The following is a 24604-nucleotide window of genomic DNA, read 5'->3' as shown; positions in this document are numbered from 1 at the left end:
TGGGCCGGCGGCCCACGGGCCGGCGCGGGGCGGGCCACCCGGTCCGCGGCGAGGGTCGCGGGCCGGCGGGCGCGGTTTCGGGATCCGTGGCGCCGGCCGCCCGGTTCAGACCTCGCGCACGCCCCGGCGCCAGACCGCCGAGACCAGCGGGACGCCCGGCCGGTAGGCGAGGTGGATGTGGCTCGGCGCGTCCAGCAGGACGAGGTCGGCGCGGGCGCCGGGGGCGACGCGGCCGACGTCGGTGCGGCGCAGGGCCGCGGCGCCGCCCGCGGTGGCGGCCCGGACGGCCTCGTCGGGCGTCATCCCCATGTCGCGCACGGCGAGCGCGATGCAGAACGGCACCGAACTGGTGAAGGACGAGCCGGGGTTGCAGTCCGTGGAGAGCGCGACGGTGGCGCCCGCGTCGAGCAGCCGGCGCGCGTCCGGCCAGGGGGCGCGCGTGGAGAATTCCGCGCCCGGCAGCAGGGTGGCGACCGTGTCGCCCGAGGCCAGGGCGTCGACGTCCGCGTCGGTGAGGTGCGTGCAGTGGTCGGCGGAGGCCGCGCCGAGCTCGACGGCGAGCCGGACGCCGGGGCCGTGGCCCAGCTGGTTGGCGTGGACGCGGGCGTGCAGCCCCTTCGCGATCCCCGCCTCCAGGACCGTACGGGCCTGGTCGCCGTCGAACGCGCCGCGCTCGCAGAAGACGTCCACCCAACGGGCGTGCGGGGCACAGGCGTCGAGCATCTCGCCGGTGACGAGCGCGACGTAGCCGTCCGGGTCGTCGGCGAACTCGGGGGCGACGACGTGGGCGCCGAGGTAGGTGACCTCGTCGGTGTGGGCGGCGGCGATCCGCAGGGCGCGGGCCTCGTCGTGGACGCTGAGGCCGTACCCGGACTTGGTCTCCAGGGTGGTGGTGCCCTGGCGGAGCGCCTCGCCGAGGTGGCGCCGGAGGTTGGCCTCCAGCTCGGCGTCGGTGGCGGCACGGGTGGCGGCGACGGTGGTGCGGATGCCGCCGGCGCTGTAGCTCCGGCCGGACATCCGGGCGTTGAACTCCTCGGTCCTGTCACCCGCGAAGACCAGGTGGGAGTGCGAGTCCACGAACCCCGGGAGGCCCGCCCGGCCCTCGGCGTCGACGGCGTTGTCAGTGGCGGGTGCTTTGCTTGTCGGACCGACCCAGGCGATGCGGTCGCCGTCGATGACGACCGCCGCGTCCTGGATCACGCCGAGGGGGCCCGCACCGGGGAGGGAGGGGTCGTTGGTGACGAGACTGCCGATGTTGATGATCGCCGTGGTGATGGGGGCCATGGGGGTGTGGACGTCCTTCGGGATCGGTCGCCGGGGGATCGGCTCTGTCGGGCTGGGCCGCCTCAGGGGTGCAGGGCGGCGATGGAGTCGGCCAGTGCGCCCGCCACATCGTCCACCAGCAGGTGGGCACCGTCCCGTACGACGTGTCGTCCGCCGACGACGGTGTGCCGTACGTCCGCGTTGGTCGCCGCGAATACGGCCGTCTCGGCGCCCAGCCGGGGGTGCGGTCCCGCCGTGCGGACGGAGTCGAGCGCGACGGTCGTGAGGTCGGCGAGGGCGCCGGGCTCGATGCGGCCCGCCTCGGGCCAGCCGAGGGCGGCGTGCCCGTCGGCGGTGGCGGCGCGCAGCAGGGCGGCGGCCGTCCAGTGGCCTCGGGTGCGGGTGCGCAGGCGCTCGTCGAGCTCCATCGCGCGGGCCTCTTCGAGGAGGTCGATGACGGCGTGGCTGTCGCTGCCCAGGGACAGCGGCGAGCCGGCCCGTTGGAGGGCGATGGCCGGGCCGATGCCGTCGGCGAGGTCGCGTTCGGTGGTGGGGCACATGCAGGTGCCGGTGGAGGAGCCGCCGATGAGCGCGATGTCCTCGTCGGTGAGGTGCGTGGCGTGCACGGCCGTGGTGCGCGGGCCGAGGACGCCGTGGTCGGCGAGGAGCCGGGTCGGGGTGACACCGTGCGCGGCGCGGCAGGCGTCGTTCTCGGCGGTCTGCTCGGAGAGGTGGACGTGCAGCGGCGCCTCGCGGCCGGCGGCCCAGCCGGCGACGGTGGCCAGCTGGTCGGCGGGCACGGCGCGCACGGAGTGCACGGCCGCGCCGATCCGGGCGTGCCCGCACCCCTTGAGGGCGTCGGCGCGTTCGGCCCAGGCGTCGGCCGTGCCGTCGGAGAAGCGGAGCTGGTGCCGGTTGGGCGGTTCGCCGAAGCCGGCGGAGAGGTAGGCGGTGTCGAGGAGGGTGATGCGGATGCCGGCTTCGGCGGCGGCGGCGAGGAGCGCCTCGCCCATGGCGTTGGGGTCGTCGTAGCGGGTGCCGCCGGGGCCGTGGTGGAGGTAGTGGAACTCGCCGACGCAGGTGACACCGGCGAGGGCCATCTCGGCATAGGTGGCGCGGGCGAGCGCGAAGTAGCGGTCGGGGGTGAGCTTCTCGGAGACGCCGTACATGGTGTCGCGCCAGGTCCAGAAGGTGCCGGAGCCGATCTGGACGGCGCCCCGCAGGGCCCGGTGGAAGGCGTGGCTGTGGGCGTTGGCCAGGCCCGGGAGGGTGAGCCCGCGCAGGGTCACCGCCCCGGGCGGAGGTGCCGCCACCTCGGTCCGCACGGCCGCGATCCGGCCGTCGGCCGGGTCGGCGTCGATGGCCACGCCGGGTTCGACGTGGGTGCCGAGCCAGGCGTGTTCGGCCCAGTAGGTGGTGGTCACCGGCACGCGAGGCCCTCCAGTACGTCGGTGAGTGCGGTCACCCCGGCCAGGCAGTCGTCCTCGGTGGCCGTCTCGGCCGGCGAGTGCGAGACGCCGGTGGGGTTGCGTACGAACAGCATGGCGGTGGGGACGCTGCCGGAGAGGATTCCGGCGTCGTGTCCGGCGCCCGTGGGGAGGATCGGGACGCCGCCGAGCAGTCCGGCGAGCTCGTCGCGGAGGCCGTGGGCGAACTCGACGACCGGGGTGAACGACTCGCGGGTGACGCGGACGTCCACGCCGTCGCGCAGGCCGCGTTCGACGGCGGCCTGCTCGATGGCGGCGACCACCTCGGCCAGCGTGGCCTCGTCGGCGGCCCGGGAGTCGAGCCAGCCGCGGACGAGCGACGCGATGGCGTTGACGCCGTTGGGTTCGACGGCGACCTTGCCGAAGGTGGCGAGGGCGCCGGCGAGGCGCGCCTTCTTGCGGGCGGCCAGGACCGTGTTGGCGTACGTGAGCATCGGGTCCTTGCGGTCCTCGATGCGCGTGGTGCCCGCGTGGTTGGCCTCGCCGTGGAAGTCGAACCGCCAGCGGCCGTGCGGCCAGATCGCGGAGGCGACGCCCACGGGATGGTCGGTGTCGGCGAGCGCGCGGCCCTGCTCGACGTGTAGCTCGACGAACGCGCCGACGCGGGCGAGGCGTTCGGGGTCCGGGCCGATGGCCTCGGGGTCGTACCCGGCCCGCTCCATGGCCTGCGCCAGCGTGACGCCGTCGGCGCCGCGCAGCGCGTGCGCGGCCTCGGGCGTCAGCGTGCCGGCGGTGAGCCGGGAGCCGACGCACGCGACGCCGAAGCGGGCGCCCTCCTCGTCGCCGAAGTTCACGACGGCGAGGGGGCGGGTGGGCGCCGCCCCGCGCGCCCGGAGCCCGTCCAGCGCGGCGAACGACGACACGACGCCGAGGGGGCCGTCGAAGGCGCCGCCGTCGGGGACGGAGTCGAGGTGCGAGCCGGTGACGACGGCGTCACCGGCGGTGGGGTCGCCGAGCCAGGCCCACTGGTTGCCGTTGCGGTCGACTTCGTAGGTGAGGCCGCGGGTCTCCGCTTGTGCCTTGAACCATGCGCGGCAGTCGGTGTCGGCGCCGGTCCAGGCGTGGCGGCGGTAGCCGCCGCTCTCGGAATTGCGGCCGATGGGGGCGAGGTCGCGCCACATCTCGTGGAACGAAGGGGAGTTCGCCCCTGCCCCTCCCCCAGAGGGGGCACCCCCACTTCCCGTTTCTCCGGGGGCTGCGCCCCCGGACCCCCGAACCGCGCTCCGCGCGGTGTCCTCGAACTCCCCCAGAGGGGATGCCCCCGGACGGGCTGGATCGGTCACGCCTGCTCACCCTCGCGCATCGGCACCCGAACGCCCCGGTCCTCCGCCACCGACTCCGCGATGTCGTACCCGGCGTCGACGTGCCGGATCACACCCATCCCCGGGTCATTGGTCAGCACCCGGCGAATCTTCTCGCCCGCCAGCGGCGTGCCGTCGGCGACCGTCACCTGCCCGGCGTGGATGGAGCGGCCCATGCCGACGCCGCCGCCGTGGTGGAGGGAGACCCAGGAGGCGCCGGAGGCGACGTTGACCATGGCGTTCAGCAGCGGCCAGTCGGCGATGGCGTCGGAGCCGTCGAGCATGGCCTCCGTCTCGCGGTAGGGGGAGGCGACGGAGCCGCAGTCGAGGTGGTCGCGGCCGATGACGACGGGGGCGGACAGTTCGCCGCTCGCCACCATGTCGTTGAACCGCTCGCCGGCGCGGTCGCGCTCGCCGTAGCCGAGCCAGCAGATGCGGGCGGGGAGCCCCTGGTAGTGGACGCGCTCCCCGGCCATCTTGATCCAGCGGGCCAGGGACTCGTTCTCGGGGAAGAGGTCGAGGATCGCCTTGTCGGTCCGGGCGATGTCGGCGGGGTCGCCGGACAGCGCGGCCCAGCGGAAGGGGCCCTTGCCCTCGCAGAACAGCGGCCGGATGTAGGCGGGGACGAAGCCGGGGAAGGCGAACGCCCGGTCGTACCCGGCGAGCTGGGCCTCGCCGCGGATGGAGTTGCCGTAGTCGAAGACCTCGGCGCCGGCGTCCTGGAAGCCGACCATGGCCTCGACGTGCTTCGCCATGGACTCCCGGGCGCGCGTGGTGAAGCCGGCCGGGTCCTTGGCGGCGGCGTCGGCCATGTCCTCGAAGGCGATGCCGGTCGGCAGGTAGGCGAGCGGGTCGTGGGCGGAGGTCTGGTCGGTGACGATGTCGATGGGCGCGCCCATCGCGAGGAGCTGCGGAAGGAGCTCGGCCGCGTTGCCGAGGACGCCGATGGACAGCGGGCGGCGTGCGTCGCGGGCCTCGACGGCCAGCCGGAGCGCGTGGTCGACGGAGTCGGCCTTCACGTCGAGGTAGCGGTGCTCGATGCGGCGGTCGATGGCGCGCGGGTCGCAGTCGATACAGATCGCGACGCCGTCGTTCATGGTGACGGCGAGCGGCTGGGCGCCGCCCATGCCGCCGAGGCCGGCGGTGAGGGTGATCGTCCCGGCGAGGGTGCCGTCGAACTTCTTCGCGGCGACGGCGGCGAAGGTCTCGTAGGTGCCCTGGAGGATGCCCTGGGTGCCGATGTAGATCCACGATCCGGCGGTCATCTGCCCGTACATCGTGAGGCCGAGGGCCTCCAGGCGGCGGAACTCCTCCCAGTTCGCCCAGTCGCCGACCAGGTTGGAGTTGGCGATCAGGACGCGCGGCGCCCACTCGTGCGTCTGCATCACGCCGACGGGGCGGCCCGACTGGACGAGCATGGTCTCGTCCTGCTTGAGCGTCCGCAGGGTGCGGACCATGGCGTCGAAGGAGCGCCAGTCGCGGGCGGCCTTGCCGGTGCCGCCGTAGACGACGAGCTTGTCGGGGTGCTCGGCGACCTCGGGGTCGAGGTTGTTCTGCAGCATCCGCAGGGCGGCCTCCTGCTGCCAGCCCAGGGCGCTGAGCTCGGTGCCTCGCGGCGCTCGCACGGGTCGCGGTCCTGACATGGGCCCTGCCTCCCTGACTCCCGGCCTCGACGGACGCCGGCCGTATTGAATAGAACTTCTGCACATACTGGGCCGGTGAATACGTCTAGTCAACAGGTGCGGCGGGCCCTGGTGCCCCCTTCGCGCCGTGGCGCCGCACCGGCTCCGGTGGTGAAGTAGGAGCGTGGTCCTGAAGGGGAACGGCCGGCCGGAGCCCGGCCCGGCGGAGCGGCGGGACGCCGCCGTCCGGGCGGCGGTGGCGCGGGGGCTGGTGGACGAGGCGCACCCGGTGGCCGGACTGCTGGACGCGGCCGGGATCCGGGCGTCGGCGGCCGGCCTGCGCGCGGCGTTCGACGAGGTCCGCACCGGCGGCGGCGCGGGCGTGCTGCACGCCTTCGCGGTGAAGGCCGCCTCCCTGGTGCCGGTGCTGCGGCTGCTCGCCGACGAGGGGCTGGGCTGCGAGGTGGCGAGCCCCGGCGAGCTGGCCCTGGCCCGCGCGGCAGGCGTGCCGCCCGGACGGATCGTCCTCGACTCCCCCGCCAAGACCCCCGCCGAGCTGCGCGAGGCGCTGGCGCTCGGCGTCGCCGTCAACGTCGACAGCCGGGCCGAACTCGCCCGTCTTGACGCCCTCGTGGCGGCCGGCGGACCGCCCGCCGCCCCGCTGGGCGTACGGGTCAACCCGCAGGTGGGCGGGGGCAGCATCGGCGCGATGAGCACCGCCACGGAGAGCTCGAAGTTCGGGGTGGCGCTGCGCGACCCGGGCGCCCGCGCCTGGCTGCTGCGGGCGTACGCGGACCGCCCCTGGCTGACCCGGCTGCACGGCCACGTCGGCTCGCAGGGCTGCCCGCCGGAACTGCTGGCGGAGGGCGCGCGGATCGTCTACGAGCTGGCCGAGGAGATCAACGGGCTCGCCGGGCGGCAGCAGGTCGACACCCTGGACATCGGCGGCGGCCTCCCCGTCAACTTCGCGTCCGACGAGGAGGCCCCGAGCCACCGGGACTACGCCCGGCTGCTCGCCGCGACCGTGCCGGGCCTCTTCGACGGGCGGTACGGGCTGGTCACCGAGTTCGGCCGATCGGTGACGGCCAAGCACGGGCTGGTGCTGGCGCGCGTGGAGTACGCCAAGTCGGCCGGGGGCCGGCGGATCGCGGTGACGCACGCGGGCGCCCAGGTCGCCACCCGGACGGTGTTCGCGCCGGACGCCTGGCCGCTGCGGGTGGCCGCCTACGACGCCCGGGGGCTGCCGAAGACGGGCGAGCCGGTGGGCCAGGACGTCGCCGGGCCCTGCTGCTTCGCGGGCGACCTGGTGGCCGTGGACCGGGCGCTGCCGCCGCTGGAGACCGGCGACCACGTCGCCCTGCTCGACACCGGCGCGTACTACTTCTCCACGCCCTTCGGCTACAACGCGCTGCCCCGGCCGGGGGTGTACGGCTGGGTGGGTACGGCGGACGGGGTGCGGTTCGCGCCCGTGCGCGCGCCGCAGACGCTCGACGAACTGGTCGCCGAGGGCGGGGGCGCGCACGCGGCGGCGCTCAGCGGGCTACGCTGACCGCCGTCCGCCGCGCGGGGCGCCGGGCGCCGCCCGGGGCGGCGTCGCCCGCCGCGAGGCCGGTGGTCAGGTAGCCGTGGACGTGCTTGCCTGCCGGGCTGCCCTTCGCCCACTCCGTCCGCACCCACAGCAGTGCTCCCGCCCGGCGCTCCAGCCCGCCCAGCCACTGGGCTTTCGCCCACAGGCCCGCGCCGGCGCCGGCCATCGCCAGGCCGGCGGTGCCGGGGGCGACGAGGGAGGCCGCGACGGCGGCCGGGAAGGCCAGGGCGAGCCACCAGCGGCGGCTTCGCCTCCAGGTGCGTGCGGTGACGGCGCGGTCTTGGAGGAAGACCGCTTTGCCCGCCCGGGAGGCGGCTTGGGTCAGGTGCGTGTACCGCTTGCGGCGGGCCGTGAACGCGGCGGTGGCGGTCGCCAGGAACAGGGCCGCTCCGGCGAGGAGGCCGATCCGGCGGCCGGTGAGGCCGGGGAGGGCGGCGCCGACGCCGGCTGCCAGGAGGCCGAGCCACCACAGGGGGGTGGCGGGTGCTCGTACGATCACGGCTACGCGTGCCAGTGAACTGCTTCCGCTTCCGCGTCCCATCTCGAACCTCCTTACGTGGGCTGGATTCAGGGCGGAGGGTAGCGGGCGAATCTGAGGAGAAGCTGAGGATGGCGCTGGGCGGGGGCGCCTGCGGCGGGCTGTGCCCCGGTCCCACCCCTTCGCCGATTCCCGGGGGCCGGCCCCCGGACCCCCGAAACCGCGCTCCGCGCGGTTGTCCTCAAACGCCGGACGGGCTGGAGTGGGCGCCCGATCCAGCCCGTCCGGCGTTTGAGGACGAGCGGCGAAGCCGCGACAAGCGGGGTCTGGGGCGCAGCCCCAGGAAACGGCGAAAGGGCGGGACCGGGGCACCCCACATGACCGAACGATGACGACAACGTCATACCCACGTATCACCCGCCACTGAGCGCCCGAGTATGACGTGCACACGCCCCCACCCCCGCTACCGTCAAAGCAAGCGCACGGGGGCGGAACAACGAGCGGAGGAACCCGGAATGCCGGTCGACAAGCGGGGATTGAGGCGGCGCGCAGCGGTCGCGGCGGTGGCGCTGGCGCTCACAGCGCTGATGAGCTTCCTGGGGTCGGCGACGGAAGCCGGCGCGCAGGCGCCGCAGCACACGGCCGCGGCGCGAACAGACACGCTGACGCGCTGACGCCGCGTCACTCGGCGAAAAGCCCCCGCGCCGCCGCGTTGACGTCGAACTCCTCCAGCCGCGCCTGCGCGTCGGGCAGCGCGTCGCACATCGCCTCCAGCAGCACCCGCCCCAGCAGCATCGGCGCGCAGGCGGTGTCGAAGACGAGGCCGGTGCCGACGGCGGCGGGGAGGAGGAGGTCGCTGTGGCGGGCCACGGGGGCGAAGGTGGAGTCGGCGACGGTGACGACGGTGAGGCCCGCGCCCCGCGCGTACTCCAGGGCCTCGACGACCTCGCGTGGGTGGCGGGGCAGCGCGAAGCAGAGCAGGACGCTCGCGCCGGCGCGTACGGCCGCGTCGACGCGGTCGACGAGCAGGCTGCCGCCCTCGTCGAGCAGCCGGACGTCGGGGTGCACCTTGCGGGCGAAGTAGGTGAAGCCGGCCGCCTGGGCGCCGGCGGCGCGCAGGCCCAGCACCGGCAGCGGCCGGGAGGCGGCGAGCAGCCGCCCGGCGCGGGCGACGGGCTCGGGGTCGGCGAGGAGCGACGCGAGGTGCCGCAGGTTGTCGATCTCGGCGTGGACCGCCTGCTGGTACGCGTTGTCCGTGGCCGGCGCCGTCTCGGGCGCCGCGGGGAACGCCTCCCGGAGGTGGCGGCGGAGCGCCGGGTAGCCGTCGAAGCCGAGCGCCACGGCGAACCGGGTCACGGACGGCTGGCTCACCCCGGCGAGCTCGGCCAGTTCCACGCTGGAGAGGAAGGGCGCGTCGGCGGCCCGGCGCACCATGCAGTGCGCGATGCGGCGCTGGGTGGGCGTCAGCCGGTGCCCCTCGAAGAGCTTCTGCAGCCGTGCGGTCGCCTCCGGTGCCGCGCCGGTCTCCGTCATCCGCTCTTCCTCTCCCGCTCCACCCCGGCTCATTCATCCGAACCGGACTCTGCATGGAATTATGCAGGCCCGGTTCACGCCCGGCGTCCCTACAACCCCTCCAGCAGCTTCTTCTGCGGCTTGCCCATCGCGTTGCGCGGCAACGCCTCCAGGAAGCGGACCCGGCGCGGCCGCTTGTGCACGGACAACTGCCCGGCCACGAAGTCGATCAGCGCCCGCTCCGTCACGCCCTCCGCCACCACGTAGGCGACGATCTCCTGCCCGAGGTCGTCGTGCGGCAGCCCGACGACGGCCGCCTCGGCCACCGCCGGGTGGTCGAGCAGCGCGTTCTCCACCTCGCCCGCCCCGATGCGGTAGCCACCGGACTTGATGAGGTCCGTGGAGGCGCGGCCGACGATGCGGTGGGTGCCGTCGGGGTCCAGGGCGGCGATGTCGCCGGTGCGGAACCAGCCGTCGGCGGTGTGGGCGCGGGCGGTGTCCTCGGGGCGGCCGAGGTAGCCGGAGAAGAGGGTGGGGCCCGACACCTCCAGTTCGCCGATGCCGCCGCCGTCCTCGACCTCCGCGATCCTGGTGCGCGTCCCCGGCAGCGGTACGCCGACCCGTCCCGGCACCCGCTCCCCGTCCGCCCGTGCCGCGACGGTGATCAGCGTCTCCGTCATGCCGTACCGCTCGACGGGCCGCTGCCCGGTCAGCGCCTCCAGTTCGCGGAAGACCGGCGCGGGCAGCGCGGCGCTGCCGGAGACCAGCAGCCGCGCCCCGGCCAGCCGCCGGGCGGCGGCGGGTTCGCGGACGATCCGGGACCACACCGTCGGCACCCCGAAGTACAGGCTGCCGCCCGCCGCCGCGTACGCCTCGGGGGTCGGCCGCCCGGTGTGGACCAGCCGGCTGCCGGTGCGCAGCGCACCCAGCACGCCGAGGACGAGCCCGTGCACGTGGAACAGCGGCAACCCGTGGACCAGCGTGTCCTCCGCCGTCCACTGCCAGACCTCGGCGAGCCCGTCGAGGCAGGCGGTGATCGCGTCGTGCGGTATCAGCACGCCCTTGGGGGCGCCGGTGGTGCCGGAGGTGTAGAGGATCAGTGCGGGGCGGTCCGGGTCCGCCGTCCGGGCCGGGAGGTCGGCCCGTTCCCGGACGTCCACGGGGGCGGTGGCGACGCCGTCGTCCTCCGGCTCCCCGCCCAGGACGAGTTCCGCGCCGGAGTCGCGCAGGATGTGCCGCCGTTCGACGGGCCCCGCGTCCGGCGGCAGCGGCACCACGGGCACCCCGGCGAGCAGCCCGCCGACGACCGCGACGGCCGTCTCGGCCGTCGGCGTCGCGCGGACGGCCACGGAGGCCGCGCCGGCGATCCGGTGCGCCACGGCCCCCGCGGCGCCGAGCAGGTCCTCGCGGGAGAGGGTCCGGCCGGCGAAGGAGAGGGCGTCCGGCCGGTCGGCGGCGCCGCCGGTGAGGGACGACAGGAGGGCGGCTGTCACGGGCTGCTCCTTCCACGGGCCCGCCCCGGGGACGGCCCCACTGCGGATACGGGTGCTGCCCCCACTGACGGGGGCCACGGGCCGACCGTACCGTTGTCGGCATGACCGGCCACGACCCAGACCTGAAACCAGAGCTCAAGAAGGATCTCGACGCGTCACTCCAGGCCCGCAAGGAACTGGGCGCCGACTACGAGGCGGAGCTCGTCGACTCCTTCCTGGAGAAGGTGGAGCACAAGCTCGACGGCGCGATGGAGCGACGCCTGCGCCGCCAGGCCGCCGAACAGCGCATGACGGCCGCGCGCGGCGGCAGGCCGGACGGCGGCGGGGAGTTCGGCACCTTCGGCGAGCGCTTCGGCTTCGCCGTGGTGACCCTCGTCCTGGCGATCCCGCTGTCCGCGATCGGCGCGGCCAACGCGGGGCTGTCCGGTCTGCTGGTGACCTGGGCCGGGATCGTGGGCGTCAACGCCGTGCAGGTGATGCGGGGGTGGCCGTGGCAGCGGAACCACGACCGCGGCGGCTCGGAGTGGGACTGACACCGCACACGTGACGGCGGGAACGGACTGCGCGGGGGCCGCCGCACCCCGGGCCGAGCCCGGGGCCGGGACGGCGGCGGTCCCCCGCGGGGACGCGGTCCGGGCCCTAGGGCGCCGGCCACCGCGTCCGGACGGCCGTGGAGTCCGGGAGCCGCTCCGGAAGTCCTGCCGTCGCACCGACGTGCCGCCCGGGACACTTCCGTCCGCGCGGCACGCCTCCAGTGTGGCGGGCGCTTGTTAAGTCCGTGCTGCCGTCACGTGACACATACGTTCCTTTTACGGGGCGGGGGCCCGTCTTGACGGCCTCCGGACGGACGGCGGACCACCGACTCCCGGACGGACGGCGAACCACCGACTCCCGGACGGACAGCGGACCCTCAGCCCCGGACGGACAGCGGGCCCCCGCCCCGGACGGACAGCGGGCCCCCGCCCCGGGCGGCCGGCCGACCCCCGGCCTCCGACGGCGGGGGCCCGCCGGCCCGGCCGGCTACTTGGCCCCGTTGCCCTCCGCCAGGAACGCCAGCAGGTCCTGACGGCTCACCACACCGGTCGGCTTGCCCTCGACCAGCACGATCGCCGCGTCCGCCGCGCCCAGCACGGCCATCAGGTCGCCGACCGGCTCGCCGGAGCCGACCTGCGGCAGCGGCGCGCTCATGTGCTTCTCCAGCGGGTCGGAGAGCGAGGCACGCTGGGTGAACAGCGCGTCCAGCAGCTCCCGTTCCACGACCGAGCCGATGACCTCGGCGGCCATCACGTCCGGGTGCCCGGCGCCCGGCTTGACGATCGGCATCTGCGAGACGCCGTACTCGCGCAGCACCTCGATCGCCTCGCCGACCGTCTCCTCGGGGTGCATGTGCACCAGCGAGGGCAGGCCGCCGTCCTTGCGGCGCAGCACGTCGCCGACGCGGGCGGCGTCGCCCGGCTCCTCCAGGAAGCCGTAGTCCGCCATCCACTCGTCGTTGAAGATCTTGCTGAGGTAGCCGCGACCGCTGTCCGGCAGCAGGACGACCACGACGTCGTCCTCGGTCAGCCGCTCGGCCAGGCGCAGTGCGCTGACCACGGCCATGCCGCAGGAGCCGCCGACCAGCAGCCCCTCCTCGCGGGCGAGGCGGCGGGTCATCTGGAAGGCGTCCTTGTCGGAGACCGCGATGATCTCGTCGGTGACCGTGCCGTCGTAGGCGGTCGGCCAGAAGTCCTCGCCGACGCCCTCGATCAGGTACGGGCGGCCGGAGCCGCCGCTGTAGACCGAGCCCTCGGGGTCCGAGCCGACGACCTTGACCTTGCCGTCGCTGACCTCCTTCAGGTACCGGCCGGTGCCGCTGATCGTGCCGCCGGTGCCGACGCCCGCGACGAAGTGCGTGATCTTGCCGGCGGTCTGCTCCCACACCTCCGGGCCGGTGGAGTAGTAGTGCGACAGCGGGTTGTTCTTGTTGCTGTACTGGTCCGGCTTCCAGGCGTTCGGGATCTCACGGACCAGCCGGTCGGACACGTTGTAGTACGAGTCCGGGTGCTCCGGATCGACGGCGGTGGGGCAGACGACGACCTCGGCACCGTAGGCCCGCAGCACGTTGATCTTGTCCTGGGACACCTTGTCCGGGCAGACGAAGACGCACTTGTAGCCCTTCTGCTGGGCCACCATCGCCAGGCCCACGCCCGTGTTGCCCGACGTCGGCTCGACGATCGTGCCGCCCGGCTTCAGGTCCCCGGACTTCTCGGCGGCCTCGATCATCCGCACGGCGATGCGGTCCTTGACCGAGCCGCCGGGGTTGAAGTACTCGACCTTGGCCAGCACGGTCGCCTTGATGCCCTCGGTCACGCTGTTGAGCTTCACGAGCGGGGTGTTCCCGATGAGCTCGATCATCGAATCGTGATACTGCACGGTGGTCTCCGCGGTCGGGGGCACTAGCGGTTCGTCGCGTGCCCGTACAACCAGCCTATTCGGACGATTCGAGGGCCGAGTGCACCAGTGACGCGTTGCACTGGCCCACGCTCGGGGCACGTAGCCATCAACACGGTCGAGCAAGGGTGCACAGCGCTCGTGGAGCGGGAGGAGACCCGCCTTATGTCCATGTCGAGGGCGAGGGCCGCGCGACGGATCGCGGCCGCGGCGGCGTACGGGGGCGGCGGCATCGGGCTGCTGGGCGGTGCGGCCCTGGGGCTGCTGCTGACCGAGGTGGCGCTGGCCAGGCGGATCGTCGGCGGCAACAACGAGACCCCGCCGCAGGCGGACGGCCGCTACGGGTCGGCGTTCGTCCACCGGGCCGGGAACGAGGCGCTGGTCCTCGGCATGCTGGGCGACTCCACGGCCGCCGGCAAGGGCGTCCACCGGCCCCGGCAGACGCCCGGCGCCCTGCTGGCCACCGGGCTGGCGGCGATCGCCGAGCGGCCGGTGGAGCTGCGGAACGTGGCGCTCTCCGGGGCGCAGTCCTACGACCTGGAACGGCAGGTCACCCTGCTGCTGTCCGGCCACGACCGGGCCCCCGACGTCTGCGTCATCATGATCGGCGCCAACGACGTCACCCACCGGGTGCCCGCCGCCCGCTCGGTCCGGCTGCTGGCCGAGGCCGTGCGCAGGCTCCGCGACGCGGGCTGCGAGGTGGTCGTCGGCACCTGCCCCGACCTCGGCACGATCGAGCCGGTGTACCAGCCGCTGCGCTGGCTGGCCCGGCGGCTGAGCCGGCAGCTCGCGGCGGCGCAGACGATAGGGGTGCTGGAGGCCGGCGGGCGCACGGTCTCGCTGGGCGACCTGCTCGGCCCGGAGTTCGAGTCCAACCCGCGCGAGCTGTTCGGTCCCGACAACTACCACCCTTCGGCGGAGGGCTACGCGACCGCCGCCATGGCCGTCCTGCCCACGCTCTGCGCGACGCTCGGCCTGTGGCCGGAGGACGAGGAGCGGCCGGACGCCACCCGGCGCGAGGGCATCCTGCCGGTGGCCCGGGCCGCGGCCGAGGCGGCGGCCGAGGGCGGCACCGAGGTCACGGCCGCCGCTCGGGGGCGCTGGGCGCTCCTCAAGCACCGCCGGCGCCGTCAGCTTCCTCCGGCCGAGGGGCCCGAGGGGCCCGGGGGGCCGGGGGACGGGCCGGAGCGGCACCATGTGTGGCACCGGGTGGGCCGGTAGGGGGGATGCCCCGGCCCCGCCCCTTCACCGTTTCCTGCGGGGGCTGCGCCCCCGCACCCCCGAAGCGCCCTCCGGGCGCTGTCCTCAGTCGCCGGACAGGCTGACACAGCCTGTCCGGCGTCTGAGGACGAGCGGAGCAACCGCGGCAACCGGCGCGGAGCGACAATGGACGGGCACCCCGCCGTCATCCGGCCCGACGGCCATGAGTCCCGCATCACAGCCGCCGCCTCGTGACCTTGACCTTACGTGCAGGTAACTTCACCGGAGTCCTGCCGTCGTCGCGTCGACTGGAGCCGTGATGCCCGAAGCCGTGATCGTCTCAGCCGCCCGTTCCCCCATCGGCCGGGCCTTCAAGGGCTCGCTGAAGGAGCTGCGGCCTGACGACCTGACCGCCACGATCATCCAGGCCGCGCTCGACAAGGTCCCCGGTCTCGACCCGCGCGAGATCGACGACCTGATGCTCGGCTGCGGCCTGCCCGGGGGCGAGCAGGGCCACAACCTGGCCCGGATCGTCGCCGTGCAGATGGGCATGGACCACCTGCCCGCCACCACGATCACCCGCTACTGCGCGTCCTCCCTCCAGACCTCGCGGATGGCCTTCCACGCGATCAAGGCGGGCGAGGGCGACGTCTTCCTCTCGGCGGGCGTCGAGATGGTGTCCCGGTCCGTCAACGGCACGTCGGACGGCATGCCCGGCACCCACAACCCGCTGTTCGCCGACGCCGAGGCGCGCACCGCGGCCCGCGCCGAGCAGGGCGGCGAGGGCTGGCACGACCCGCGCGAGGACGGTCTCGTCCCGGACGCCTACATCGCGATGGGGCAGACGGCCGAGAACCTCGCCCGTCTCAAGGGCATCACCCGCGAGGAGATGGACGAGTTCGGCGTCCGCTCCCAGAACCTCGCCGAGCAGGCCCTCGCCAACGGCTTCTGGGAGCGCGAGATCACCCCGGTGACCACCCCGGACGGGACGGTCGTCGCGAAGGACGACGGTCCGCGCGCGGGCGTCACCCTGGAGGGCGTCGGCGGCCTCAAGCCGTCCTTCCGCCCGGACGGCCTGGTCACGGCCGGCAACTGCTGCCCGCTGAACGACGGCGCCGCCGCCCTGGTGATCATGTCCGACACCAAGGCGCGCGAGCTGGGCCTGACCCCGCTCGCCCGGATCGTCTCCACCGGCGTCTCCGCCCTCTCCCCCGAGATCATGGGCTACGGCCCGGTCGAGGCGAGCCGCCAGGCGCTGAAGCGGGCCGGCATGACCATCGACGACATCGACCTGGTCGAGATCAACGAGGCGTTCGCCGCGCAGGTGATCCCCTCCTACCGCGACCTGGGCATCGACATCGACAAGCTCAACGTCAACGGCGGCGCCATCGCGGTCGGCCACCCCTTCGGCATGACGGGCGCGCGCATCACCGGCACGCTCATCAACTCGCTCCAGTTCCACGACAAGCAGTTCGCGCTGGAGACGATGTGCGTGGGTGGCGGGCAGGGCATGGCGATGGTCATCGAGCGCATGAGCTGAGGCGCAGCGGAGGGTAGGGGTCGCCTGAGGAACGAAGGCGGCACCTGCCCGCAGCGGAGCCGCGGCTCATCGCGACAGGCAAGAGGCGAGCGCATGAGCTGAGGCGCAGCGGAGGGTAGGGGTCGCCTGAGGAACGAAGGCGGCACCTGCCCGCAGCGGAGCCGCAGCTCATCGCGACAGACAAGAGGCGAGCGCATGAGCTGAGGCGCAGCGGAGGGTAGGGGTCGCCTGAGGAACGAAGGCGGCACCTGCCCGCAGCGGAGCCGCAGCTCATCGCGACAGACAAGAGGCGAGCGCATGAGCTGACCCCGCTCCCCGCCTCTCGTTCGTGACCCAATCTCCCCCAGGATGTGACCAACGTCCCGGGGGAGATTCGTTTCCCCAGGTCAGATATGTTGAAGTCACAACCTCCGGGTCCTAAGTCCCGCCGGTTTCATGACGTTTTGCACTGGGGACCGGCGAAGACGCGCGCGAAGCTGAGGTAGGAATTCGGGGACCGACAGCAACCGGGAGTACGTCAGTGAGCGCCATGTCCCTTGCCCTGCTGCTGGCCGCCGCCACTGCCACCGCCGCGGGCACCGCCGCCCTGTGGACGACCCGCGGGCTGCGCCGGCAGATCCACGCACTCCGCGCCGACCTGGCCGCGGCCGACACCCGGCGCGCGGCGGACCCGACGGCCCCGACGGTCCCGGCCGCGCGGCAGGCCCCCGCGGAGGAGGCCGGTGTCGTGCTCTCCGACATACGGGCCGCCGTCGCCGACGCGCTCGCCGAGGAGCGGGAGCGGGAGCTGGCCGAGGCCCGGGCGTTCTGGGCCGCGCAGGAGGCCCTCGACCTGAGCGGCGCGGCCGACGCGCCCTCCCTGCTGTCGAACCTGCCGGGCGCCGTGGACGAGACGGCCGGCCCCGAGCTCCTGTACGGCGACGTCCCGCAGGTCCCGTACCTGCCCCGGCAGACCGACGCCACCGCGGCGGACGAGACGGACTCCCCCGAACTGGCCGCGGCCCGCCGCCGGCACCCGTCGCACCCCGACTTCTCGCCCGCCGGCGCGCCGGTCGGCGACCACGAGCGCACCGTCGAGCGGCTGACCGAACTCGCCGAGGCCGGCGTACCGCTGGCGGACGTCCGTCCGGGCCCGCTCGGCACCCTCGACGTCTACGTCTTCGCCGACGGCACCACCGTCTGCATGACGCCCGGCCACCGGGAGACCGCCGAGAGCCTGGCGCACGCGCTGCGCACCGGCGAGGCGCCGGTGCTGCTCGGCGGCTCGGGGGTGGCGGGCGCCTACGCCCTCACCTTCGGCTGCGCGACGGGCAACGTCTACGTCCTCGCGGACCGCGTCATCGCGTCCCTCTGACCCGGGGTCCGATCCGCCGGCCGACCCGGGGCCAGGCCCCTCGGCCTCACTGCAGGCCGCACCGCCGCGCCGCATCCGCCACCAGCTCCACCGCCGCCGTCACCGCGCCCTCCGGCGCGCCGCCGGCGGCCAGCGCCTCGGCCAGATCGTGGCCGGCGACGGCGACTTGGTCGGCCACCGCGAAGATCCCCGCGTCCGGCATCTCGCGCGGCGCGGCGTCCCCGGGCTCCTCCATCCGCTGGGCCCGGCCCGCCAGCTCACGGGCGAGGGCCAGCGCCTCGGCGGCGGCCCCCCGGCTCAGCCGGGACTGGGGCAGGGCGCGCAGGCGGTCGGCGAAGGTGTCCACGGCGGTCAGGAGAGGCGTCACATCGTCCACGCCCTGAGACTATGCGGCGGCCACCGACTGTTGCCAATGACCGAACACTCGGGCACGGTGACATGAAGGACCATCATCCGACGCGTCCGGAGGCGCCGATGTCCTACGTCATCTCCGACGAAACCCACCGGAACCTGCTCTCCCGAATCCCCCACTGCACCGGCCGAGAAGTCGCCGACTGGATGCGCACGGTCGACGAAGGCCCATCCCTGTCCCGGTTCGAGGAGAAGGTGAGCTGGCTGCGCGGAGAGCACGGTCTCGCCTACGGCCACGCCAAGGCGATCGTGCACGAGTACGACCTCCGACGGGCCGCGCGCAGGCTCCTGTAGCCGCGGCGGCCGGTCCGTACCCCGCACCCCACACAGACGGGCCGGGCCCGGGAAGACCGTCGTACTTGTCTTCCCGGGCCCGGCCCGTCACATCCGTTCTCGTCCTGCGACCTCCTGCGGCCCGGTCGTCTAGTCGTCGCTCATCACGAGGGCGATGACCCGCAGCAGCTCGGTGTAGATCCACACCAGCGACAGCGTCAGACCGAACGCGGCCGTCCACGCCTCCTCGCGCGGGGCGCCGTACTGGATGCCGTCCTCGACCTGCTTGAAGTCGAGCGCCAGGAACGCGGCACCGAGCAGCACGCCGATGACACCGACGAGGATGCCCATCGGACCGGTGCGGAAGCCGAGGCCGTCACCGCCGCCGAACACGGCGAACAGCATGTTGACGACGCCCAGCAGCAGGAAGCCGATCGCGGCACCGACCACGAAGCGGACGAACCTGCGGTTCACGTTGATGATCCGGGCCCGGTACGCGAAGAGCACACCGGCGAACACCGCCACCGTGCCCAGCACCGCCTGCATCGGGGCGCCCTTGGCGACCTCGTTGTACGCCTGGCTGATGACACCGAGGAACAGACCCTCGAACGCCGCGTAGGCCAGGATCAGCGCCGGGGAGGGCTTGGCCTTGAACGACTGGACGAGACCCAGCACCATCGCGATGATCGCGGCGCCGAAGCCGAGACCGACCGGCAGCTCCATCGCCCAGGCGGCGCCCGCGGCGACGACCACCAGGCCCAGCGTGATGGCGGTGCGGCTGACGACGTCGTCCATCGTCATGGCGCCCGAGCGGGCCGGGGCCTGCGGCATCCCCTGCTGGAGATCCGGGGCGCCCTGCGCGTACGGGTTGGTCGGCTGGCCGTACGGGTTGCCCGCGTACGGGTCGGTCGGCTGCGCGTACGGGCTGTTCGCGTAGGGGTTTCCCTGCGTCGCGGACCCGGACGGCGGTGCCGCGTTGAAGTTCGCGTAGCCGCCTCCGGGAGTGAACCCCCGTCGCGAGAAGACCGGGTTCCTGCTCCTCATTTCACTCCTCCATGGCCACCCTGCGCGGCCTTGCCGTCAAGGGTAATAGGTAGGCAAAAGAATGGCTCTCGTGCTGTGGGACGATCTTTTGCCTCGTCCCTCTCCTACCAGAGAACGCGATACCCAAACGACGGGTTCCGCCGAGGACGGCCGAAAGCCGGGCGACCCGTCCGCGAACGGCCCGCCCGGCCCCCTCCACCCGGTGGTGCGCCGGGTCAGCCGGCGGCTGCGGTCACGTCGTTCACGCCGTTCACAGCGTTCACCCGGACGGCCATGTTCCCGGACGGGTGCCGGTTCTCGTACATCAGCTGGTGCGCCCGGCCGGTGTCGGCGAAATCACCGGTCCAGGACAGGCACGGGTCGAGTTTTCCGCTCGCGGCGAGTTCGATGACCTGGCGGCACTGCCGGATGTTCGCGAAGTGGGAGCCTTGCAGCCGCTTCTGCCGCATCCAGAGGAATCGCAGGTCGAGGTCGCCGTTGTAACCGCTCGTGCCCCCGCAGATGACCACCATTCCGGCGGTGTCGCACAAATACATCGAGGTGGGAATGGTGTTCTGCCCACTGTGCTCCAGGACGATCCGGGGGGCCCGGCGCTCGCCCAGGATCTCCCAGAACCGGTTGCCGAAGGCGCGGGCGCCCTTCATCCACTTCGCCATGGCGGCGTTGTCCGAAGTGTCGGGGAGCCGGCCCCAGTGGTCGAAGTCGTTGCGGTTGATGAAGCCCTCCGCGCCGAGCTCCAGGCAGTGCTTCCCGCGCTCGTCGTCGGAGACCACGGCGACGGGTATGCCGCCGCGGATCCGGGTGATCTGGATCGCCATCGAACCGAGGCCGCCCGCGCCGCCCCAGATCAGCACCGGGTCGCCGGGCTCCACGGTGTGCGGGGCCCAGCCGCAGAGCTGGCGGTAGGCGGTGGCGCCGGTCAGCAGGAAGCAGGCCGCCTCCTCCCAGGAGAGGCTCTTCGGCTTGGGGTGGCACTGGAAGTCCTTGACCAGGGCGTACTGGGCGAAGGTGCCGTAGTTCGTCTCGTAGCCCCACGCCTTCTGGGTGACCGACGTCATGGGGTCGGCACCCAGCCGGATGTCGTCGGCGGTCTCGTCCCAGGTGCAGCCGGAGAGGGTGACCTCGTCGCCGACCTTGACGGAGCTGACGCCCTCCCCCACGGCCCAGACGATGCCGGAACCCTCGGAGCCGCCGATGTGGAAGTCCTCGGGCTCGCCCTTCTTCTGCCGGCCGGCCACCACGTCGTACGGGTAGCCGAGGGAAGCCCACACGTTGTTGTAGTTGATGCCCGCGGCCATGACGTAGACGAGCACCTGGCCGCGGCCGACCGCCGGCACGTCCACGACCTCCATGGCGAAGCCCTGGGACGGCGGCCCGTAGCGCTCCGGACGGATGACCGACGCGTGCATCCGCGCCGGAACCTCGCCCAGGGGCGGCATCTCGCCGATGTCGTACAGGTCCTTGGTCAACTCTTCCTCCACGTCGGGTGACTGGCGTCACATGCGTCATGCGGTACTGCGGGTGCCGGTGCTTCAGGCGGGGATCTCCGCCGCCAGCTCCCGGGCCAGGGACGCGGTGGTGGTGCCGCGGGCCAGGCGGGCCACGGGGAGGGCGACGCCCAGCTCCCGTTCGAGCCGTTTGCGCAGCTCGGTGGCCATGAGCGAGTCCATGCCGAGCCGGTTGAACGGCTTGTTCACGTCGAGGCGGCCCACGCGCATGCCCAGGACCTCGGCGACGTGCTCGGCCACCCGGTCGGCGACCGGGCGGTCGGCGGCGGGTCCCTCGGGGACGACGGGCGCGGGCGCGGATGCAGGTGCGGGCGCGGGCGCGGATGCAGGTGCGGGCGCGGGCGCGGATACGGGCGCGGGCGCGGCCGGAGTGACGCGTACCGCCTCCCTCGCGGCGGGCTCGGGAGCCGCCGGAGCGGCCGTGGCCTCCCCGCGGACCGCCCCTGCCGTGATGCGCAGGCTGCCGCGCAGTTCGATCACGAACCCGCTCGCCGGGTCCGTCAGCCGCAGCTCACCGGTCAGTTCGACACCCTGATCCGCCGTGTTCGCGTCCGCCGTGTCGGCGGGGGCCCGCCGGGCGCCCGTCTGGTCCGCCCTCGCGTGTTCGGTCGCCACGGTCTCGTCCTCGCTCACGTGCTCCGGTTTCTCCCTGTCGTGTGCCGGGTGCCGCCCGACGGGCATGCCCTTCGCCTCCGCGACGGCCCGGCCCTCGGCGTCGAAGAGGACGGTGTCCAGGGCGAGCGCCCCGCCCGCGCCCTCGGTGATCCGGCAGACCGTCCACAGTTCCTCGGTCGCCTCGCCCGTCACCGCGAACCCGGTCAGGTGCGGCGAGAGCAGCGACGGGTCGGGCAGCAGGGCCAGCGCGGGCTGGTAGGCCGACCGGACGAGCTCGGGGTGGACGGGGTGGCCGGGCCGGGGTTCCGTCCCGGCGGGCCGGCGCAGCCGGGCGACGGCCTCGCCCTGCCCGAGCCACACCTCCTCCAGGACGGGCCGGAGGGCTCCCGCCGCCGGGACGCGCCGCCGGAAGGCGTCGCCGTCCAGGCGCTCGGGGCAGCGGGCGAGCACGGCGGCGGGCGGCTCGTGTCCGGCGCTCCCGAGGCCGACGGAGGCGGTGCCCCGGGCGCGCCCGGTCCACTCCGCCGTGCCGTCGGTCCGGCTCTCGACGGTGAACGCCCACTCCCCGTCCGCCGCGCCCGGCGTGACGACGGCCCGCAGCACGGCGGCCTTCCCGGGCGGGACGAGGAGGGCCTCGCCGATGTCGGCGGCGGTGAGCCGGACATCGTCGGTGCCGGCGGCCCGGGCGACGGCGGCCCGCGCGGCCTCGACGCACTCGGGGCCGTGGACGACCGCAGGGTCTTGGTCACGGGCGGGCGGCGGCAGGAACGGCGTCCCCGGCTCGTCCAGCCGGAACTCGTACGTCCGGGGCAGCGCGTCCAAGTCCTCCACCCAGTGGCTCTCCCGCTGCCAGGGGTAGGCGGGCAGCGGGACGCAGCGGCCGCCGCCGTACAGGGCGGTCCAGTCGACGGGCGCCCCCGCCTCGTACACCCGGCCGAGGTGGCCGAGGAGCGTCTCGCGCTCGGGCTGGTCGCGCAGCAGGGAGCCGACGGCGGTGCCGGGGAGGCCGGCGGCGGCCAGGGTCTCCTGGACGGCCTTGGAGAGGACGGGGTGCGGGCTGATCTCGACGAAGACGGTCTCGCCCGCCTCGGCGGTGGCGAGCACGGCCTCGTGGAAGTGGACGCGGCCGCGGATGTTGCGGGTCCAGTACGCGGCGTCGAGGCCGGAGCCGTCGACGAGTTCGCCGGTGACGGTGGAGCGGACCGGGACCGTCCCGGCGCGGGGGGCGAGGTCCCGGAGCTCGTGGGCGAGTTCGTCGAGCAGCGGATCCATCTGGGAGCAGTGGGAGGCGGCCTCGGCCTTCATGACGCGGCAGAAGACGTCGCGGGCGTCCAGCTCGGCCTTGATCTTCTCGATGCCCTCGACCTCGCCCGCGAGGACGGTGGTGCGGGGGCCGTTGCTGGCCGCGACCGCGACGTCGACGGCGAGGTCGGCGATGAGCCGGTCGGCCTCGTCGGCGGTCAGGGCGGCCACCGACATCGTCCCCCGGCCGGCGACGCGGTCGCGGATGAGCCGGGCGCGGCGGCAGACGACGGCGGCGGCGTCGGTGTGGCTCAGCGCCCCGGCGACGCAGGCGGCGGCGGATTCGCCCATGCTGTGGCCGAGGACGACGTCCGGTTCGACGCCCCAGGCGCGCCAGGTCTCGGCGAGCGACACCTGCACCGCCCACAGCACGGGGTGGACGATGGCGACGGTCTCGTTCAGCAGGTCGGTGCCGTCGGTGAGGCGGTCGATGACGGACCAGCCGGTCTCGGCGCGGACGGCCTCGTCGCAGCGGATCAGGGAGGCGCTGAACGCCGGGGAGGCGTCCATGAGTTCGCGGGCCATGCCGATCCACTGGGAGCCGTGGCCGGAGAAGACGAAGGCGACGCGCGGGCGGCCCGCGTAGCCGGCGTCGGACGCGTCCTCGGCGGCCTCGCGCAGCCGGGCGGCCAGCGCCTCGGGCGCGTCGCCGACGACGGCGGCCCGGCAGTCGTGGTGGGCGCGGCGGACGGCGGCGGTGTGGCAGAGGTCCGCGAGCGGGGTGGCGCGGCCGTCGGTTTCGAGGTGGCCTGCCAGGTCCAGCAGGCGCTGCCGCAGGGCCTCCGGGGAGGCGGCGGAGACGGGCAGCAGGTGGGCGGCGCCGCGTTCGGCGCCGGCCGGCCGCCCGGCGGGCTCCGCGCCCGGCCCGGCCTCGGTGAGGACGACGTGGACGTTGGTCCCGGAGACGCCGAACCCGCTCACCCCGGCGGTCAGCGGCCGGCCCTCGGCGGCGAGTGGCACGGCGCCGGCGTGCGGGAGGTCCATGCCGGCGGCGTCCCAGTCGACGGCGGTGGTGCGTTCGGTGACGTGCAGGGTGCGGGGGACGGTGCGGTGCTGGAGGGCGAGGATGGTCTTGATCAACCCGAGGACGCCCGCGGCGGCGCCGGTGTGCCCGATGTTGCTCTTGACCGAGCCGACGAACAGCGGCGTCCGGTCCGTACGGTCGGCGCGGTCCGCGCGGGCACCGCCCAGGACGGCGGCGATGGCGCCGAGTTCGACGGGGTCGCCGGCGCGGGTGCCGGTGCCGTGGGCCTCGATGTAGTCGACGTCGGTGATCGGGATCCCGGCGTGCTCGTAGGCGAGTTCCAGCATCTGCCGCTGGCCGCTCAGCGCCGGGTTGATCATGGTGTCGCTGCCGGCGCCGTCGTTGTTGACGCTCCAGCCGCGGATGACGGCCCGCACGGGGTCGCCGTCGGCGAGCGCGCGGTCCAGCGGCTTGAGGATCACCGCGCCGACGCCCTCGCTGAACACGAAGCCGTCGGCGTTGGCGTCACCGAAGCGGCAGTTGTCCGAGAAGACGTTCGCGTCGACGAAGCCGTGGTTCTCGGTGTTGGTGAGCAGCAGCTGGGAGCCGCCGGCGATGGCCACCGTGGACTCGCCGGCGGCCAGGCTCTGGCAGGCGAGGGCGAGGGCGGTGAGGGAGGACGAGCAGGCGGTGTCCACGGAGAGGCCCGGGCCGGTGACGTCCAGGGCGAAGGAGACGCGGCCGGTGGTGGTGGAGCGGGAGCCGGCGCCGAGCGAGGCGTGGATGTCCGGGTGGCCGACGGACTGCTGGAGCTCCCAGTAGTGGACGTTGGTGGTGCCGACCCAGACGCCGGTGCGGGTGCCGGCCAGGGCGCCGGTGTCCTGCCCGGCGTCCTCCAGCGCCTCCCAGACGGCCTCCATGAACAGCCGCTGCTGCGGGTCCATGCCCGCCGCCTCGCGCGGGGAGATCCCGAAGAACGCGGCGTCGAAGCGGTCCACGTCGTCCAGCAGTCCGGAGCGGACGCGCGCCCCCGGGATCTCGTACGGCTGCCCGAAGCGGGTCGACGGCACGTCACGCACCGTGCAGGTCTCGTCCGTCAGCAAGCGCCAGAACGCGTCCGGGCCGTCGGCGCCGGGCACCCGGCAGCCGATGCCCACGACGGCTATGGGAGCGGGCCGCGCCCTGTCGTATTCGCCCATGGTGTACGTGACTTCCTCGA

General features: G+C 74.2%; 19 protein-coding genes. 7 read left to right on the top strand and 12 right to left on the bottom strand.

Annotation, left to right across the window (positions count from 1 at the left end):
* Positions 1-105 precede the first annotated feature (105 nt).
* From hutI to hutU, 4 genes are all read right to left on the bottom strand, one after another.
* Positions 106-1284, bottom strand: a complete 1179-nt coding sequence (gene hutI, locus JNW98_RS06790) for an imidazolonepropionase (protein ID WP_223767165.1) — start codon at positions 1282-1284, stop codon at positions 106-108.
* A gap of 62 nt (positions 1285-1346) precedes the next feature.
* On the bottom strand, positions 1347-2693 hold the full coding sequence (locus JNW98_RS06785) for a formimidoylglutamate deiminase (protein ID WP_223767164.1): 1347 nt from the start codon (positions 2691-2693) through the stop codon (positions 1347-1349).
* On the bottom strand, positions 2684-3871 hold the full coding sequence (locus JNW98_RS06780) for an allantoate amidohydrolase (RefSeq protein ID WP_223767163.1): 1188 nt from the start codon (positions 3869-3871) through the stop codon (positions 2684-2686). The genes JNW98_RS06785 and JNW98_RS06780 overlap by 10 nt, the downstream gene beginning before the upstream one ends.
* A gap of 158 nt (positions 3872-4029) precedes the next feature.
* Complete coding sequence (gene hutU, locus JNW98_RS06775; protein WP_223767162.1) at positions 4030-5694, bottom strand: urocanate hydratase; 1665 nt, start codon at positions 5692-5694, stop codon at positions 4030-4032.
* 163 nt (positions 5695-5857) lie between these two features.
* On the opposite strand from hutU, the gene JNW98_RS06770 reads away from it, so the two are divergent.
* A complete protein-coding gene (locus JNW98_RS06770) occupies positions 5858-7222 on the top strand; it encodes a type III PLP-dependent enzyme domain-containing protein (protein WP_223767161.1) in 1365 nt (454 codons plus the stop codon).
* On the opposite strand, the gene JNW98_RS06765 is transcribed toward JNW98_RS06770, so the two are convergent.
* Positions 7206-7802 (bottom strand): hypothetical protein, encoded by a 597-nt coding sequence (locus JNW98_RS06765; RefSeq protein ID WP_223767160.1) that lies wholly within the window; start codon positions 7800-7802, stop codon positions 7206-7208. The two genes, JNW98_RS06770 and JNW98_RS06765, sit on opposite strands and share 17 nt — an antisense overlap.
* Before the next feature lie 452 nt (positions 7803-8254).
* On the opposite strand from JNW98_RS06765, the gene JNW98_RS06760 reads away from it, so the two are divergent.
* Positions 8255-8413 (top strand): hypothetical protein, encoded by a 159-nt coding sequence (locus JNW98_RS06760; RefSeq protein ID WP_223767159.1) that lies wholly within the window; start codon positions 8255-8257, stop codon positions 8411-8413.
* Between the two features lie 7 nt (positions 8414-8420).
* On the opposite strand, the gene JNW98_RS06755 is transcribed toward JNW98_RS06760, so the two are convergent.
* Positions 8421-9272 carry a MurR/RpiR family transcriptional regulator gene (locus tag JNW98_RS06755; protein WP_223767158.1) on the bottom strand — a complete coding sequence of 284 codons (852 nt, stop codon included), beginning with the start codon at positions 9270-9272 and terminating at the stop codon, positions 8421-8423.
* An 89-nt stretch (positions 9273-9361) separates the two neighbouring features.
* Positions 9362-10744 (bottom strand): acyl-CoA synthetase, encoded by a 1383-nt coding sequence (locus JNW98_RS06750; protein WP_223767157.1) that lies wholly within the window; start codon positions 10742-10744, stop codon positions 9362-9364.
* Between the two features lie 101 nt (positions 10745-10845).
* Here JNW98_RS06750 and JNW98_RS06745 point away from each other — a divergent pair, with 101 nt between their 5' ends.
* A complete protein-coding gene (locus JNW98_RS06745) occupies positions 10846-11277 on the top strand; it encodes a hypothetical protein (protein ID WP_223767156.1) in 432 nt (143 codons plus the stop codon).
* Between the two features lie 487 nt (positions 11278-11764).
* On the opposite strand, the gene JNW98_RS06740 is transcribed toward JNW98_RS06745, so the two are convergent.
* Entirely contained in the window at positions 11765-13156 is a 1392-nt protein-coding gene (locus JNW98_RS06740) for a cystathionine beta-synthase (RefSeq protein WP_223767155.1), read from the bottom strand.
* Positions 13157-13339: 183 nt separating this feature from the next.
* Between JNW98_RS06740 and JNW98_RS06735 the strand changes: the two genes are divergently transcribed.
* The 3 genes from JNW98_RS06735 (at position 13340) to JNW98_RS06725 (ending at position 17268) form a co-directional block, all read left to right on the top strand.
* Positions 13340-14395 carry an SGNH/GDSL hydrolase family protein gene (locus tag JNW98_RS06735; protein WP_223767154.1) on the top strand — a complete coding sequence of 352 codons (1056 nt, stop codon included), beginning with the start codon at positions 13340-13342 and terminating at the stop codon, positions 14393-14395.
* A gap of 298 nt (positions 14396-14693) precedes the next feature.
* On the top strand, positions 14694-15914 hold the full coding sequence (locus JNW98_RS06730) for an acetyl-CoA C-acetyltransferase (protein WP_223767153.1): 1221 nt from the start codon (positions 14694-14696) through the stop codon (positions 15912-15914).
* A 520-nt stretch (positions 15915-16434) separates the two neighbouring features.
* Positions 16435-17268 carry a hypothetical protein gene (locus JNW98_RS06725; RefSeq protein ID WP_223767152.1) on the top strand — a complete coding sequence of 278 codons (834 nt, stop codon included), beginning with the start codon at positions 16435-16437 and terminating at the stop codon, positions 17266-17268.
* Positions 17269-17314: 46 nt separating this feature from the next.
* Here the strand turns inward: JNW98_RS06725 and JNW98_RS06720 are convergent, their stop codons facing one another.
* Entirely contained in the window at positions 17315-17644 is a 330-nt protein-coding gene (locus JNW98_RS06720; protein ID WP_223767151.1) for a hypothetical protein, read from the bottom strand.
* 98 nt (positions 17645-17742) lie between these two features.
* Between JNW98_RS06720 and JNW98_RS06715 the strand changes: the two genes are divergently transcribed.
* A complete protein-coding gene (locus JNW98_RS06715) occupies positions 17743-17973 on the top strand; it encodes a DUF4287 domain-containing protein (protein WP_223767193.1) in 231 nt (76 codons plus the stop codon).
* Between the two features lie 129 nt (positions 17974-18102).
* Here JNW98_RS06715 and JNW98_RS06710 read toward each other — a convergent pair whose 3' ends face one another.
* The 3 genes from JNW98_RS06710 to JNW98_RS06700 all read right to left on the bottom strand — a co-directional run bounded on the left by JNW98_RS06710 (position 18103) and on the right by JNW98_RS06700 (position 24584).
* Positions 18103-18996: a Bax inhibitor-1/YccA family protein gene (locus JNW98_RS06710; protein ID WP_223767150.1), complete on the bottom strand. Its 894-nt coding sequence runs from the start codon at positions 18994-18996 to the stop codon at positions 18103-18105.
* A 215-nt stretch (positions 18997-19211) separates the two neighbouring features.
* Positions 19212-20465: a crotonyl-CoA carboxylase/reductase gene (ccrA, locus tag JNW98_RS06705; protein ID WP_223767149.1), complete on the bottom strand. Its 1254-nt coding sequence runs from the start codon at positions 20463-20465 to the stop codon at positions 19212-19214.
* Between the two features lie 63 nt (positions 20466-20528).
* Complete coding sequence (locus JNW98_RS06700; protein WP_223767148.1) at positions 20529-24584, bottom strand: type I polyketide synthase; 4056 nt, start codon at positions 24582-24584, stop codon at positions 20529-20531.
* Between the last annotated feature and the right edge of the window lie 20 nt (positions 24585-24604).

This window comes from Streptomyces huiliensis, from assembly GCF_020037025.1.
Taxonomy (GTDB): Bacteria; Actinomycetota; Actinomycetes; order Streptomycetales; family Streptomycetaceae; genus Streptomyces; species Streptomyces huiliensis.
This window is presented reverse-complemented; position numbering and strand designations above follow the sequence as displayed.

Coding starts and splice junctions, on each gene's coding strand:
- hutI (WP_223767165.1), bottom strand. CDS start 1,284: ATGGCCCCCATCACCACGGCGATCATCAACATCGGCAGTCTCGTCACC.
- JNW98_RS06780 (WP_223767163.1), bottom strand. CDS start 3,871: ATGTGGCGCGACCTCGCCCCCATCGGCCGCAATTCCGAGAGCGGCGGC.
- hutU (WP_223767162.1), bottom strand. CDS start 5,694: ATGTCAGGACCGCGACCCGTGCGAGCGCCGCGAGGCACCGAGCTCAGC.
- JNW98_RS06765 (WP_223767160.1), bottom strand. CDS start 7,802: ATGGGACGCGGAAGCGGAAGCAGTTCACTGGCACGCGTAGCCGTGATC.
- JNW98_RS06760 (WP_223767159.1), top strand. CDS start 8,255: ATGCCGGTCGACAAGCGGGGATTGAGGCGGCGCGCAGCGGTCGCGGCG.
- JNW98_RS06755 (WP_223767158.1), bottom strand. CDS start 9,272: ATGACGGAGACCGGCGCGGCACCGGAGGCGACCGCACGGCTGCAGAAG.
- JNW98_RS06745 (WP_223767156.1), top strand. CDS start 10,846: ATGACCGGCCACGACCCAGACCTGAAACCAGAGCTCAAGAAGGATCTC.
- JNW98_RS06735 (WP_223767154.1), top strand. CDS start 13,340: ATGTCCATGTCGAGGGCGAGGGCCGCGCGACGGATCGCGGCCGCGGCG.
- JNW98_RS06730 (WP_223767153.1), top strand. CDS start 14,694: ATGCCCGAAGCCGTGATCGTCTCAGCCGCCCGTTCCCCCATCGGCCGG.
- JNW98_RS06715 (WP_223767193.1), top strand. CDS start 17,743: ATGTCCTACGTCATCTCCGACGAAACCCACCGGAACCTGCTCTCCCGA.
- JNW98_RS06710 (WP_223767150.1), bottom strand. CDS start 18,996: ATGAGGAGCAGGAACCCGGTCTTCTCGCGACGGGGGTTCACTCCCGGA.
- JNW98_RS06700 (WP_223767148.1), bottom strand. CDS start 24,584: ATGGGCGAATACGACAGGGCGCGGCCCGCTCCCATAGCCGTCGTGGGC.